This window comes from Pelagibacterium lacus (genome assembly GCF_003345525.1).
Lineage (GTDB): Bacteria > Pseudomonadota > Alphaproteobacteria > Rhizobiales > Devosiaceae > Pelagibacterium > Pelagibacterium lacus.
On the sequence record NZ_QQNH01000012.1, the window covers coordinates 23,495 to 37,438 of the forward strand.

Below are 13,944 nucleotides of genomic sequence, written 5' to 3' on the forward strand. Positions count from 1 at the left end.
GCTTCATGGTCCCCGCACTTTATATGTGCGGGGGTAAATAATTGCCGAGCGTGCCGCCGGCGATCTTAAGTGTTTTGTCTCAATGCCGGGTCTGGATGTCGAATATGCGTTCCTTGATACGCTCGACCATGTCGGGGCGGATCTGGGTTTCGCCGTGTTCGGCCTTGAGCCGGTCGATGGCCTTGCTGACCACTTCGGCCTCGGTTTCCGCCGTTGCATGCCAGGTCGCGCCGGGGATCAATGAGCCGCCGTCAAAACGTTTCATGGGTTCCTCCTTTGGTCGTGGACCAGAGTATAGGCCGAAACGCGGGCGGGGCGGGAGGGGTTCCTCTTCAGGGCCAGCGAACCTCCGGCGGCATGGAGGAGAGGATCGAATTGACGTTGCCGCCGGTCTTCAGCCCGAATGTGGTGCCGCGATCATAAAGCAGGTTAAATTCCACATAGCGGCCGCGGCGCACCAGTTGTTCCTGGCGCTGCTCCTCGGTCCAGGCTGTTTCGAAATTGCGCCGGACCAGTTCGGGATAGATGGCGAGGTTCTGCCGGCCGACATCCTGGGTGAAGGCGAAATCGGCCTCCCAATCGCCGGTATTGTGGCGGTCGTAGAAGATGCCGCCGATGCCGCGCGGCTCATTGCGATGGGCGAGGAAGAAATAATCGTCGCACCACTCCTTGTAGCGCTGATAGTTGACCTGCGGATGGGCTTCGCAGGCGGCCCGCATGGCGGCGTGGAAATCGACGCTGTCGCGGTCGGTCTGGGTGCGCCGGGCGTCCAGCACCGGGGTGAGATCCCCGCCGCCGCCGAACCACCAGTCCGAGGTGACCACCATGCGGGTATTCATATGATAGGCGGGGACGTTGGGGTTCCAGGGATGGGCGATGACCGAAATGCCCGAGGCCCAGAATTGCGGGCTGTTTTCGGTGCCCGGAATCTGCTTGGCGAACTCGGGCGAGAATTCGCCGTGAACCGTGGAGATATGGACGCCCATCTTCTCGAACACCCGGCCACGGATGATCGACATCTCGCCGCCGCCGCCGGCCGGGCGATCCCAGGCCTCGCGCTCGAACCGTCCGGGCGCGCGGTCGGCTCCCCGTCCGTCGAGATCGTCCTCGATGCGCTCGATGGCGGCGCACAGATCGTCGCGCAACTGGCGGAACCAGGCGGCGGCAGTGGCTTTCTTGTCTTCGATGTCGTGAGGGAGGGGCATGGTATCCGGCTTGATGAGGTTCAAACTGGCATGGTCCCTAACATGGCTCGGGCGATGAGGCCATGCGGCCAAAATCACCTCAGCGCGTCGAACGCGCCGGTCTGCTCCATGGCCCGATCGAGCACCATGGCGGCGGAGATGGCGACATTGAGCGAGCGCGCGCCCGCCGCCATGGGAATGCGCAGTCGCAGATCGGCCGCCTCGGCCACGGCGTCGGGCACCCCGGCGCTCTCGCGGCCGACCATGACGATATCGTCCGGCTCGAAGCCGGCCCGGTGGTGCGGTATGGACGCTCTGGTGGTCAAAAGGACCAGCCGCCGGCCTTCGCTGCGGCGCCAGGCCTCGAAAGCGGCGAAGCCTGGGTGCTCGACCATATCCACCCGATCGAGATAATCCATGCCGCTGCGCCGCAGGGCGGAGCGGGAAAAGGGGAAGCCCGTGGGGTGGATGACGTGCACCCTTATCCCCAGGCAGGCGCCCAGCCGCAACAGCGTGCCGGTGTTCTGGGCGATGTCGGGCTGATAGAGAGCGAGATGGAGGGGCACGGACACACTCGTGGCGGAGCATTGGCGAAACTGAGTTGGGTATAGTGTCGCAGATCGGGCGCGTCACGTCCCCCAAGGCTGGACAAGTCCATGAGACAGTGCAAAAAGAGGCCAAAAATCCGCACCGCCATTGGCGGCGGGCCCGAGTCGTGTACCCAAAGACGGCCGGCGCGGCTCAAGCGGACATCAAAACAACTTTGTGCAGGCCTGTTGGGGATCTAGAGCTTTGGCGACAGCGAGCGAAACAAAAGCGACACGACGCGATTTTCTATATATCGCGACCGGTGCGGTCGGTGCGGTCGGGGTGGCCGGCGCCGCCTGGCCGCTGATCAACCAGTTGAACCCGAGCGCCTCGGTCCTGGCGCTGGCATCGATCCGTTTCGATGTTTCCTCGGTGGAGGAAGGGTCCTCCGTCACCATTCTGTGGCGCGGCCTGCCGGTTTTCGTGCGCCATCGCACGCCGGCCGAGATCGAGGAAGCGCGCGCGGTTCCCATGGAAGACCTCAAGGATCCGCAGGCCGACCAGGACCGGGTGCTCGAAGGCCACGAAGAATGGCTGATCATGGTCGCCAACTGTACGCATCTTGGCTGCGTGCCGGTGGGCGAATCGGGTGATTTCGACGGCTGGTTCTGCCCTTGCCACGGTTCTCACTACGATACGTCCGGGCGCATCCGCCGCGGGCCGGCTCCGGCCAATCTGGTGGTGCCGCCATACGCGTTCGTGTCCGACACTGTCGTCGAGATCGGTTAAGGGGAGTCAAGGGCATGGCCAATCACGCTGGCAATTATACGCCGGGTACGGGTGTCGAGCGTTGGCTCGACGAGCGTTTGCCGATCGTCAGGTTCTCCAAAGAGCACCTGATGGATTTCCCCACCCCGAAGAACCTCAACTACTGGTGGACGTTCGGGGCCATCCTCGCCTTCATGCTGGTGGCGCAGATCGCGACGGGCGTCGTGCTCGCCATGCATTATACCCCGCATGTCGACCTCGCCTTCGCCTCGGTTGAGCATATCCGCCGCGACGTCAATTTCGGCCGCATCATCCAGGGCACCCACGCGGTGGGCGCCTCGATGTTCTTCGTGGCCATTTATGTGCACATGTTCCGCGGCCTCTATTACGGCTCCTACAAGGCGCCGCGCGAGGTCATCTGGATGCTCGGCGTCATCCTGTTCGTCCTCGTCATGGCGACGGCGTTCATGGGCTATGTGCTGCCCTGGGGGCAGATGAGCCTGTGGGGCGCAACGGTGATCACCGGCATCTTCTCGGCCATTCCGCTGGTGGGCGAGGCGCTGCAGACCCTGCTGCTCGGTGGCTTCTCGGTGGCCAATCCCACCCTCAACCGCTTCTTCTCGCTGCATTACCTGCTGCCCTTCATCATCGCCGCCGTGGTGGTGCTGCACATCTGGGCCCTGCACGTTCCGGGCAACAACAACCCGACCGGCGTCGAGGTGAAGGAGAGCCGCGATACGCTGCCCTTCCATCCCTATTACACGATGAAGGACCTGTTCGCAGTCGTCGTGTTCCTGATCCCCTTTGCCTGGTTCGTGTTCTTCGCGCCGGACATTCTGGGCCATGCCGACAACTACATTCCCGGCAATCCGCAGGTGACCCCGACCCATATCGTGCCGGAATGGTATTTGCTGCCCTTCTACACCATCCTGCGCGCCATCGACTTCAACGTGCTGTTCATAGACTCCAAGCTGGGCGGCGTCATCGCCATGGCCGGCTCGATGCTGGTGCTGTTCATCCTGCCCTGGCTCGATACCTCGCGGGTGCGCTCGGGCACGTTCCGGCCGCTGTTCAAGCCGTTCTTCTGGCTGTTCGTGGTCAATTTCATCGCGCTGGCCTATCTCGGTGCCCAGCCGGCGGAAGGGATCTACATCCTGCTCGCCAAGATCTGTGTGGCCTATTACTTCGCTTATTTCCTGATCATTCTTCCGCTGCTCGGTCGCTTCGAGAGGCCGGCGCCGCTGCCGGTGTCGATCTCGGAAAGCGTGCTCGGCAAGGCCAATGGCTGATTGGGAGCTGAGGATTACAATGATGCTTAAAAAAACCATCCTTGGCGCAATCGCCTTCGCCTCGCTGGCCCTTCTGGGCGGCGGCGCGGTGCAGGCCGCCGATGAATATGCCCATACCGACCAGCAGAACTGGAGTTTTGCCGGCGTGTTCGGCACCTACGACCAGAACCAGCTCCAGCGCGGCTTCCAGGTGTACCGGGAAGTGTGCTCGAGCTGCCATGGGCTCGATTTCATCTCCTTCCGCAACCTGCAGGAAGCCGGCGGGCCGCACTTCTCCGAAACCCAGGTTCGGGCTCTGGCGGCCGAATACACCATCGCCGACGAGACCGCCGATGGCGGCACCCGCGACGGCGTTCCGGCCGATGGCTGGCCCGCGCCGTTCCCCAGCGAGCAGATCGCCCGCGACTCCAATGGCGGTGCCTTCCCGCCCGACTTGTCGCTGATCACCAAGGCCCGTGGTGTCCACATGGACTTCCCCTGGTGGGTGTTCAACTACTTCACCGGCTATCAGGAGGGCGGGGCGGACTATGTCTACAACCTCCTCACCTCCTACGAGGACGCGCCGGACGGCGTGGAGGTCGCGCCGGGCCAGTACTACAACGCCTATTTCCCCGGCCACATGATCGCCATGGGGGCTCCCCTCAGCGACGGCATTGTGTCCTACGCGGACGAGGCGACGCCCGAGACGCTCGAACAGTATGCGCTGGACGTTTCGGCCTTCCTGCAATGGACCGGCGATCCGCACATGATGGACCGCAAGGCGACTGGCTTCCGGGTGATCATCTTCCTCGTGGTGTTCGCCATCCTCATGTATATGGTCAAGCGCCGCATCTGGCGCGACGCCCACTGATCCAGCAAGGGCCCCTCGGGGCCCTTTCTTTTTTGACCTTGTTCTTGCCCGATCAATTGGTCATTGTTGGCGCAGCACACTCATGGAGATGCGCAATGTCGGCATTTCGGGTCGTCAGGACGGTCGCCGTCCTGGCCATAGCAGCCAGTCAGAACCCGGCCGTGCGTGCGGCCGTCAGGTCGGCGCCAAACCTGTTGACGGCGGAGCGCAAGCAGGCCGCCTATGATGCCACCAAGCGCATGGCCCGCAAGGCGGGAGAACTGACGGCGCGCGTCGTCCCACCCAACAAGTATTTCTGACAACCTCGCGGCCGGATCGCCCCTTGGCGCCGGCGGCCCGTGCCGGGCCCTGCGCGTTTTTTCCCCAGGACTGAAATCGAGACCCCGATGACCATCGACCTCAAGGCGCTGGTGCGCTCCATTCCGGATTATCCGCGGCCCGGAATCATCTTCCGCGACATCACATCGCTCATCGAGGATTCGGCGGGATTCCGGGAAAGCTGCGCCCGGCTGGCCGGCGCCCATGACGACAAGGGCATCACCAAGGTGGCGGGGATCGAGGCGCGGGGCTTCATTTTCGGCGCCGGGGTGGCCATTGCGCTCGGCGTGGGGTTCGTGCCGGTGCGCAAGGCGGGCAAGCTGCCGGGGGAGACCATCGGGCAGAATTACGCGCTGGAATATGGGGTCGACACCATCGAGATCCATGCCAATGCGGTGGGGCCCGACGACAATGTGCTGCTGGTCGACGATCTGATCGCCACCGGCGGCACGGCGATCGCCGCAGTTTCGCTGCTGCGCCGGACCGGCGCCCGGGTCGCCCATGCTGGCTTCGTCATCGACCTGCCCGATATCGGCGGTGCCGATAAGCTCCGTGCCCAGGGCGTGAGTGTAGAGGCGCTGGTGGCCTTTGACGGCCATTAGTGACCTGAGCGGGCGGCCGCTCCGGAAAATCGAAGCGGCCGGCCATTTCATTTGCCCTTGAGCTTGTCGGGCAAGGGCAGGGGCAGGGCATCGCCCTTGGGCAGATGGTCGGCGATGGCATCCTTGCTGCGCCAGGGCAGCGGGGCCGCATAGCGCGGGCCCTTGGGCTGCGGCGCCTTGCCGAACCGGCCCGTGCCGGTGAGCTTGTACATCTTGCCTTTCATCAGCGTTCTCCTTTTCCATCCAGGCCAAAAGGAAAATAGTCCTTGGGCAAAGGATGGACGTTTGCGCCGAACGGCGTTGGCGCAGGTGTATCGGGGCTGCCATGGCGCGAGGGGCCAAGGCGGCGAATGGAATGGGGAAAGATCACGCCAGCGTCACGGCCTCCGTCCGGCGCAAGGCGTCGGGCAGGGAGCGAAGGGCAGCAAGTGCAGGGGCGGGAGAGGGCCGGCGCGGGCACAAAAATGCCCGGAAACGCGGCAGTTCAGGCGAATGCCTTACCGAAACGACGATTCTCGACGAAAGGGGAAAAGCCGGATGGACCTCATCCGATCGTCTCGATATCGCTCACGCGCCTGCATCCCCTCCAAGCCGCCAAAAAGGGGGCGGGTTGGAAGCGCTTCTGCACTGGCGTGTTGCGATATCAAATCATCGGAGTGCGACCTCTGGCTGGTGTGTGAACCCGGCCATTGCAACACAGGACAATCGTCCTGTCAACGGCTTGGCGGGAGAAAGGCCGAAACGGCGAGCAGCAGCCAACCGCCGATCAGCGTCATGCCGCCCAGCGGCGCGGCGAAGCGGAAGGGCGGCGCGCCGAGGAAATGGCGGCTGGCGAGATCGGCGCAAAACAGCAGCGCCCCGGCCAGCAGGGCGATGCGCGCGACGGAAAGCACCTTGCCACGGGGGCCGAACGCAATAAGGGCGAGGATGGCCGGGGCGTGGGTGAGCGCGATGAGGGCGTAGGGCCCGAGCAAATGCGCCCCGGCATGGGAGGATGCGGCCGCCGCGGCGACGCCGCTGGCGCCCAGAAGCCCGGCCAAGGCCATGGCGATGCGATCGGCAATGCTCGTCATCGGCGCCTCCATCGCGGGCCGGTCCGATCAGGTGTTGAAGCGGAACAGCATCACGTCGCCATCCTTGACCACGTAATCCTTGCCCTCGTCGCGCGCCTTGCCGGCTTCCTTGGCGGCCACCTCGCCGCCCAGGGTGACGAAATCGTCATAGGCGATGGTCTGGGCACGGATGAAGCCGCGCTCGAAATCGGAATGGATGACCCCGGCCGCCTGGGGCGCCTTGGTGCCGACCGGAATGGTCCAGGCGCGGGCTTCCTTGGGGCCGACGGTGAAATAGGTCTGCAGGTGCAGCAGCTTGTAGCCTTCGCGGATTAGGCGGTTGAGGCCTGGTTCGGCAAGGCCCAGCGAGGCGAGGTAATCGGCGCGGTCGGCGGGGTCGAGACCGGCCAGTTCGGCCTCGATCTCGGCGCAGATCACCACCATGCGCGCATCCTGCGCCTTGGCGTAGCCCTCGACCTTGCGCGTGTGCTCATTGCCGGTGGCGGCGGCGGATTCGTCGACATTGCAGACATAGAGAACCGGCTTGGAGGTGAGGAGCTGGAGCTCCTTGAAGGCCTTCTCTTCGTCCTCGGCGCGTTCGACCACGCGGGCCGGCCTGCCGTCCTCGAGCACCGCCTTGGCGCGCTGGACCAGCTCGAGGGCGAGCTTGGCGTCCTTATCGTTGCCGCGGATCTTCTTTTCGAGGCCGGGGATGCGCTTTTCGAGGCTTTCGAGGTCGGCGAGCATCAGCTCGGTCTCGACCACTTCGGCATCGGCGATCGGATCGACCTTGCCCGACACATGGATGATGTCGTCGTTTTCAAAGCAGCGCAGCACATAGGCGATGGCGTCGCATTCGCGGATATTGGCCAGGAACTGGTTGCCCAGCCCTTCGCCCTTGGAGGCGCCTTTGACCAGCCCGGCGATGTCGACAAAGGAGAGACGCGCGGGAAGTACCTCACGCGACTTGCCGATGGCGGCCAGCCGATCGAGCCGCTCGTCGGGCACCGACACCTCGCCGATATTGGGCTCGATGGTGCAAAAGGGAAAATTCGCCGCCTGGGCGGCCGCGGTCTGGGTGAGGGCGTTGAAAAGCGTCGATTTGCCGACATTGGGCAGGCCGACGATGCCGCATTTGAAACCCATGGAAAACCTCGGGGATGGCGCGGGAAGCGCTGGGAAACTGTTGCGGCTTAACTCGGGCAGAGCGGAGGAGAAGTCAAGAGTTGGGGATGGATCGGGAGAGGGAGCCCGCCGAAGCTCAGCGGCCCCCTCATCCCCAACCCTTCTCCCACGAGGGGAGAAGGGGGCTCTTGCGGCGGGGCATGGAAGGTTTGCCGAAGCGCTGCCCGGGCCTCCCTCCTCCCCTGGTGGGAGAAGGTGGATCGCGAAGCGAGACGGATGAGGGGGGCGCTGAGGTGGCGATTTCCCCCTTCCTCAATCCTTGCGGAACAGTTTTTTCAGCATGTCGGCCATGGGCCCCGACTCGGGGAGCTTGGCCGGGGAGGAAGGACGGGCCTGTGGGATGTGGCTCTGGCGGCGGGGGGCGAGGGCTTGCGGACGGTCGGGCTGGTCCGCAGCGGGCAGGGCGAGGGCGAGGCGGTTCATCAGGGTCGAGGCATCGCCCCGGGCGATGAGGCCGGCATTGCGGGCCAGCGCGTCGAGCAGGGGCTCGAGCCATTCCGTCTCCGCCTTGTGGAAGTTGGACAGCACATGGGCATGCACGCGGTCCTTGTGGCCGGGATGGCCGATGCCGAGGCGGATGCGCACGAACTCCTTGCCCAGATGGCTCTCGATCGAGCGCAGGCCGTTATGGCCGCCATTGCCGCCACCGGACTTGATGCGGACCTTGCCGGGGGCGAGGTCGAGCTCGTCATGGATGACGGAGATGTCGGCGGGGGAGAGCTTGTAGAACTGGGCGGCCTGGGCCACCGAATCGCCGGAGCGATTCATGAAGGTCATCGGCTTCAAAAGCATGATCTTCTCGCCATCGATCACCCCCTCGGAGACGAGGGCGGAAAATTTCTGGCGAAACGGGGAGAAACCATGCTGGCGGGCGATCTCGTCGACGGCCAGAAAGCCGATATTGTGCCGGTGAGCGGCATATTCGGCGCCGGGATTGCCGAGCCCCACGATCAGGTGCATCGCATCTCTCCGGAAAGGATCGGGGCCGGCCATGGCCAGCCCCGCAGAGACTTATTCTTCGCCTTTTTCCTCGCCTTCGTCCGCGCTGCCTTCAGCGCCTTCGGACGAACGCAGGGCCGACGGAGCGGCAATGGTGGCGATGGTGAAGTCGCGGTCGGTGATGGTGGGAACCACATCCTTGGGCAGGGTGACGGCCGAGATATGGATCGCATCGCCAACTTCGGTGCCGCTCAGGTCGACAACGAGGTTTTCGGGGATTGCATTGGCCGGGGCGCTCACTTCCACAGCGTGGCGAACCACGTTGAGCACGCCGCCCTTCTTGAGGCCGGGGGACTTTTCCTCGTTCACGAAGTGAACCGGCACATCGACGATGAGGGTGGCATTCTTGCCCACGCGCAGGAAGTCCACATGCACGAGGAAATCGCGCACGGGTTCAAGCTGGTAGGCCTTGGGGATCACGCGGTGCTTTTCGCCGTCCACCTCGATCTCGATGACGCGGGACAGGAACCCGCCATCATGGATCTTGCGGAAGGTGTCCTTGTAGGACACGGAGACGGACAGAGGGGCTTTCTTGTCGCCGTAGATAACGGCGGGAACCAGACCTTGACGACGCAGTTCACGAGCGGCCCCCTTGCCCACCCGGTCCCGTACCGAAGCCTTAAGCTCGACGCTCATGGAAATCATCCATTGGTTGGGTGCAGTCTGCAAAACGCAGAATGCGCGCCCGTCCTCCAGGGGTGACGAGCGCTTCATGGCGCGGGTCTATATAGGAGAGGCGCGGGGAGGGCAAGGGCCCGCTTATTCCCCATCCCCTGTTTCGGCGAGCGGGGAGAGACCGCGCAGGGCGATCTCGGTCCCGGCCGCGTCGCGCAGCAGGACGGCGCGCTCGGTCAGGGGACCGTGGGGATCGTGGTGCACGCGAAACAGGCGGCTGGTCGCGAACCGCTTGTGCATATGCAGCAGCATGGCGTCGGGCCATGACGGGATTTCGTCGAGCAGGGCGCGCATTTCCGACTCGGATTTCGAGCGCGGAGCGATGCGGGGCGGCTCCGGGGGTCTGGTCGTCACTGATACTTCCACAAACGCAGCGTCAGCGGCCATCTTCGGTTCACCCCACCGGAATTTCCCTAAATTCGGAAAGTTCCGGAACCGAAAGAGAGTTCCGCCCACTGCCTGAGTTTGTGTCAGAGTCGCCCACATTGGTCAAAGCTCCCCTTTTTCATCCACACCATCATTTGCGATGAGTCGAAGCGGGGCAGCAATTTGGGGACGCGCTTAGGCGAGCGTTAAGGTTTCGTTAATCAATCGAACAGGCTGGAGACCGACTGCTCGGACGCGGTGCGGGCAATGGCCTCGCCGATCAGCGGGGCGATCGAGATGTGGCGGATCTTGTCCACCTTGGACACGGCCTCGGTCATCTCGATGGAATCGGTGGTGACCAGTTCCTTGAGGCGCGAATTGGCGATGCGGTCATGGGCGTCGCCGGAAAGCACCCCATGGGTGATATAGGCGGCCACCTCGCTGGCGCCGGCATTGAGCAGGGCTTCGGCCGCATTGACCAGCGTGCCGCCCGAATCGACGATGTCGTCGATGAGGATGCAGGACTGCCCCTCGACATCGCCGATGATGTTCATCACTTCCGACACGCCGGCGCGGGGGCGGCGCTTGTCGACGATGGCGAGTTGGGCGCCGATGCGGTTGGCGACGTTACGGGCGCGCAGGACGCCGCCCACATCGGGGGAGACGATCATCACCTTGGAGGTGTCGTAATGCTCGGCGATGTCGCGGGTGAGCACCGGCGCGGCGTAGAGGTTGTCGGTCGGGATATCGAAAAAGCCCTGGATTTGCGGGGCGTGCAGATCCAGGGTCAGAATGCGGTTGGCACCGGCATGGGTGATGAGGTTGGCGACCAGCTTGGCCGAGATCGGGGTGCGCGGGGCCGATTTGCGGTCCTGGCGGGCATAGCCGAAATAGGGCAGCACGGCGGTGATGCGCCGGGCCGAGGAGCGGCGCATGGCGTCGATCAGGATCAGCAACTCCATCAGGTGGTCATTGGCCGGATAGGAGGTCGACTGGAGAATGAACACGTCCTCGCCGCGCACGTTCTCGTGGATCTCAACGAAGATTTCCTTGTCCGCGAAGCGCTTGACCGAAGCATCGGTGAGCGGGATTTCGAGATATCTGGATACGGCCTTAGCCACGGTGAGGTTTGCGTTGCCCGTCACCAGCTTCATGGTCAGCCTCTATGTGTCGCCTGACGCCGGAGGCCGCCAATGCCCCAGGCTCGTTGGCGGTCCGTTTAGACCGGCGGCCGCCCGACTTCAATATGACTTTTGCATGAAGGTGAAGAGCGGGTGACATTTGTTGCCCGATCCGCACACCGGATGTCCTCAGGCGCGGGCGATCAGGGCGATCTGCCGGCCGGTGCGGATTTCGGTGTGAGTCGCGTAGCGGTGGGAGAAATAGAGCTCGGGATGGGCATAGGTGCAGCCGCCTGTCGTTTCGACCGCGGCAAGGCCCAGGGCAAGCGCCTGGTGGCGGACGAGGCCGGGCACGTCGAAATGCGGCCTGGGCCAGCCATCGGTGACGATGAAGCCGGCGGCATGGGGGTGGCGGTCGGAAATGGTTTGCGCCATCTCCTCGCCGATTTCGTAGTTTTCCACCGATATGGCCGGGCCGATGGCGGCGGTGATGTCCTCGTGGCGGGCGCCGAGCGCGACCATGGCCTCGACCGTCCGGGCGAGGATTTCGCCGACCGCGCCCTTCCAGCCGGCATGGGCGGCGCCCACGACGCCGGTGCGGGCATCGGCGAGCAGCACGGGCACGCAATCGGCGGTGAGAATGCCCAGGGCGATGCCGGTGCGGACGGTGACCATGGCGTCGGCCTCGGGGCGGTTTGCGAGGTCGAACGTATCGTCGACCACATGCACATGCGTGCCGTGGACCTGCCTGGTCAGCGCGACCTCGATGGGGCCGCCCTTGAGCGCCATGACGGCCCGATGGACGTTTTCCACCACATTGCCGGCATCGTCCCCGACCGCGCGCGAGGCGTTGAGCGAGGCGAAATCGCCATCGGACACGCCCCCCTGCCGGCCGAAAAATCCGTGTCGGATGCCGGAGAGCGCGGTGAGGGCGGGGGATTTTTCAAGGGGCGGATGCATGGTGAGGCAGACTTTCTCTCGTTTCCGGAACCGCAGGCGGTTCCGCGCGGCCCGAAGCGTCTCAGACGGCGAAACCAGCGGGGCGGAGTCCGGGGCTGTGGGCGCACAGAACCTTGAACAAAGTTCCCATCTGGTCGGGGTCCATCAGCCGGTCGCGGGCGGCGGCAAGCGCTTCGGCGCGCTTCGGATTGGCTTTGGCGAGCGCCGCATGGCGCTCCACCAGCCCCAAGGATGCAAGAAAGCGCCCCTGGGTCACAAGGGGGGCGGCGTTCAACCCAGCCATGCGCGCAGCGCGGGCCAGCGCCTCGAAATCGACATGCGCGGTGAGGTCGGCCGCTCCGGGCCGGGCGAGGGGATCGACATAGGCATGGCGGGACAACGCCTGCAGGGTTTCCCCCGGCCCGCTCCGCTCATGGCCGTAATCGATGGCGAGCAGGGCGCCGCCGCGCGGGGCGATGAGGGCACAGACCTGGCCCATGAATTGCTGGGCGGCGAGGCCGATCTCGGCGACTTCGCCCTCCACGGCCGTGGCAAAGGCTTCGCCGATGAGGCCTTCCGCATAAGGGGTGGGCGAGAGGCCGAAGCGGCGTTGGCCATCGGTCAGCCCGACCGAGCGTTCGAACCATTTGCCGCCGCGCTTGACGAATTGGCGGATGGGCAGGGCGTCGAAGAACTCGTTGGCGATGACGATCAGCGGCACGTCATGGATGTGCTCGACATCCTCGATCCACACCGGCCCATAGGCGGCGAGGCGGTCGCGCTGCATGGCGGCGAGAACCGGATTGGTCTCGAACAGGCGCAGATCCAGCGCCTCGCCGAGGCCGGTGGCGCGGGTGGCGACGCGCAGGGCATCGGCCATGAGCGTGCCGCGCCCGGGGCCGAGCTCGAGCAGGGTGAAGCGGTCGGGGGCGCCCATCTGGAGGTAGAGATCGGCGATCCAGGCGCCGATCATTTCCCCAAATGTCTGGCTGATCTCCGGGGCGGTGATGAAATCACCCTCCTGGCCCAGCGGATCAGCCGTGCGGTAATAGCCCCGCGTGGGATGGGTAAGACACAGGCCCATATAGGTGGCCAGCGACATGGGCCCCGACTGGCGGATCTGCATGTCGATGAGATCGCCCAGCGAAAGCGCCCGATCAGGCATCGCGGTGCGTCTGGGCCCAGACGATCAGGCCGATGCCCGCCGCAAGGATGGGCAGGGACAGCACCATGCCCATGGTCAGCCAGCCAAAGGCGAGATAGCCGATATGGGCATCGGGCAGGCGGAAGAACTCGACGAAGATGCGCGAGACCGCATAGCCGATGCCGAAGACCCCGGCGACGAAGCCCGGCCTGCGCAGGGCGAGGCGGTTATGGGTGAAAAAGCGGATGACGAGAAATAGCACGAGGCCTTCCAGCAGGCCCTCATAGAGCTGGCTGGGATGGCGCGGCAGCTCGCCGCCGCCGGGAAACACCACGCCCCAGGGCATGGTGGTGACGCTGCCATAGAGCTCGGCGTTGATGAAATTGGCGATGCGGCCGAGTAGGAGCCCGATAGGCGCGCAGCAGGCGACGAGATCGAGCCCCGACAGCACATTGGCCCCCTTGCGCCAGAGATAGACGATCATGGCGATGGCAAGGCCCGCCGCCCCGCCATGGAAGCTCATGCCGCCATCCCAAAGCGCGATGATCGCGGCCGGATTGGCCGCGAAGGCCAGGGGATCGTAGAACAGCACATAGCCCAGGCGGCCGCCGACGATGATGCCGATGACGATCCAGAAGGTGAAGTCGAACAATTCGTCCGGGGTCATGGGTGGGTTACCCTTCACCCAGAGCGATTTGCGCTTCAGCAGCAGCATGCCGTATCCGACGCCGAGGAAAATCCCGGCCAGATAGGCCAGCGCATACCAGCGGATGACGATCGGGCCGATGGCGAAGGCGACGGGATCGATATCGGGAAAGGGCACGGGCAAGCTCCGATGGCTTCGGGGGTGGCGCGACCATGCCGCCGGGGCCGGCTCTGGTCAAGCGGGACGCAAGTCCCTACATAGGGAAACACAATGGCAAT

At 64.6% G+C, this 13,944-nt stretch carries 18 protein-coding genes; 5 read left to right on the forward strand and 13 right to left on the reverse strand.

Annotation, left to right across the window (positions count from 1 at the left end; genetic code table 11):
- Positions 1-79: 79 nt before the first annotated feature.
- The 3 genes from DVH29_RS09845 to DVH29_RS09855 all read right to left on the reverse strand — a co-directional run bounded on the left by DVH29_RS09845 (position 80) and on the right by DVH29_RS09855 (position 1,750).
- Entirely contained in the window at positions 80-265 is a 186-nt protein-coding gene (locus tag DVH29_RS09845) for a DUF1059 domain-containing protein (protein ID WP_114646005.1), read from the reverse strand.
- 67 nt (positions 266-332) lie between these two features.
- Positions 333-1,205, reverse strand: coding sequence for an oxygen-dependent coproporphyrinogen oxidase (hemF, locus tag DVH29_RS09850; RefSeq protein WP_114646053.1), 873 nt, complete (start codon positions 1,203-1,205; stop codon positions 333-335).
- 74 nt (positions 1,206-1,279) lie between these two features.
- A complete protein-coding gene (locus DVH29_RS09855; RefSeq protein WP_114646054.1) occupies positions 1,280-1,750 on the reverse strand; it encodes a tRNA (cytidine(34)-2'-O)-methyltransferase in 471 nt (156 codons plus the stop codon).
- Positions 1,751-1,976: 226 nt separating this feature from the next.
- On the opposite strand from DVH29_RS09855, the gene petA reads away from it, so the two are divergent.
- The 5 genes from petA (at position 1,977) to DVH29_RS09880 (ending at position 5,539) form a co-directional block, all read left to right on the forward strand.
- Positions 1,977-2,501, forward strand: a complete 525-nt coding sequence (gene petA / locus DVH29_RS09860; protein ID WP_114646006.1) for a ubiquinol-cytochrome c reductase iron-sulfur subunit — start codon at positions 1,977-1,979, stop codon at positions 2,499-2,501.
- Positions 2,502-2,515: 14 nt separating this feature from the next.
- Positions 2,516-3,769 carry a cytochrome b gene (locus DVH29_RS09865; protein ID WP_114646007.1) on the forward strand — a complete coding sequence of 418 codons (1,254 nt, stop codon included), beginning with the start codon at positions 2,516-2,518 and terminating at the stop codon, positions 3,767-3,769.
- Between the two features lie 19 nt (positions 3,770-3,788).
- Entirely contained in the window at positions 3,789-4,619 is an 831-nt protein-coding gene (locus DVH29_RS09870) for a cytochrome c1 (protein ID WP_245944944.1), read from the forward strand.
- A gap of 95 nt (positions 4,620-4,714) precedes the next feature.
- Positions 4,715-4,918 carry a hypothetical protein gene (locus tag DVH29_RS09875; RefSeq protein ID WP_114646008.1) on the forward strand — a complete coding sequence of 68 codons (204 nt, stop codon included), beginning with the start codon at positions 4,715-4,717 and terminating at the stop codon, positions 4,916-4,918.
- Between the two features lie 75 nt (positions 4,919-4,993).
- Positions 4,994-5,539: an adenine phosphoribosyltransferase gene (locus DVH29_RS09880; protein ID WP_439331621.1), complete on the forward strand. Its 546-nt coding sequence runs from the start codon at positions 4,994-4,996 to the stop codon at positions 5,537-5,539.
- A 47-nt stretch (positions 5,540-5,586) separates the two neighbouring features.
- Here the strand turns inward: DVH29_RS09880 and DVH29_RS16395 are convergent, their stop codons facing one another.
- From DVH29_RS16395 to lgt, 10 genes are all read right to left on the reverse strand, one after another.
- Positions 5,587-5,763, reverse strand: coding sequence for a hypothetical protein (locus DVH29_RS16395; protein WP_158541628.1), 177 nt, complete (start codon positions 5,761-5,763; stop codon positions 5,587-5,589).
- Between the two features lie 489 nt (positions 5,764-6,252).
- The gene (locus tag DVH29_RS09885) at positions 6,253-6,612 is read right to left on the reverse strand and encodes a DUF423 domain-containing protein (RefSeq protein WP_114646056.1); all 360 of its coding nucleotides are present in this window, start codon (positions 6,610-6,612) and stop codon (positions 6,253-6,255) included.
- A 27-nt stretch (positions 6,613-6,639) separates the two neighbouring features.
- On the reverse strand, positions 6,640-7,737 hold the full coding sequence (gene ychF, locus DVH29_RS09890; protein WP_114646010.1) for a redox-regulated ATPase YchF: 1,098 nt from the start codon (positions 7,735-7,737) through the stop codon (positions 6,640-6,642).
- Between the two features lie 291 nt (positions 7,738-8,028).
- Positions 8,029-8,736, reverse strand: coding sequence for an aminoacyl-tRNA hydrolase (gene pth / locus DVH29_RS09895; RefSeq protein ID WP_114646011.1), 708 nt, complete (start codon positions 8,734-8,736; stop codon positions 8,029-8,031).
- A gap of 51 nt (positions 8,737-8,787) precedes the next feature.
- Positions 8,788-9,417, reverse strand: coding sequence for a 50S ribosomal protein L25/general stress protein Ctc (locus DVH29_RS09900; protein WP_114646057.1), 630 nt, complete (start codon positions 9,415-9,417; stop codon positions 8,788-8,790).
- Between the two features lie 117 nt (positions 9,418-9,534).
- Positions 9,535-9,804 carry a hypothetical protein gene (locus tag DVH29_RS09905; protein ID WP_147276054.1) on the reverse strand — a complete coding sequence of 90 codons (270 nt, stop codon included), beginning with the start codon at positions 9,802-9,804 and terminating at the stop codon, positions 9,535-9,537.
- Positions 9,805-10,037: 233 nt separating this feature from the next.
- Positions 10,038-10,970: a ribose-phosphate pyrophosphokinase gene (locus tag DVH29_RS09910; RefSeq protein WP_114646013.1), complete on the reverse strand. Its 933-nt coding sequence runs from the start codon at positions 10,968-10,970 to the stop codon at positions 10,038-10,040.
- Between the two features lie 156 nt (positions 10,971-11,126).
- Positions 11,127-11,897 (reverse strand): peptidoglycan editing factor PgeF, encoded by a 771-nt coding sequence (gene pgeF / locus DVH29_RS09915; protein ID WP_114646014.1) that lies wholly within the window; start codon positions 11,895-11,897, stop codon positions 11,127-11,129.
- Between the two features lie 61 nt (positions 11,898-11,958).
- A complete protein-coding gene (locus tag DVH29_RS09920) occupies positions 11,959-13,041 on the reverse strand; it encodes a class I SAM-dependent methyltransferase (RefSeq protein ID WP_114646015.1) in 1,083 nt (360 codons plus the stop codon).
- The gene (lgt, locus tag DVH29_RS09925; RefSeq protein WP_114646058.1) at positions 13,034-13,843 is read right to left on the reverse strand and encodes a prolipoprotein diacylglyceryl transferase; all 810 of its coding nucleotides are present in this window, start codon (positions 13,841-13,843) and stop codon (positions 13,034-13,036) included. Before lgt ends, DVH29_RS09920 begins: the two co-directional genes overlap by 8 nt.
- Positions 13,844-13,944: the final 101 nt, after the last annotated feature.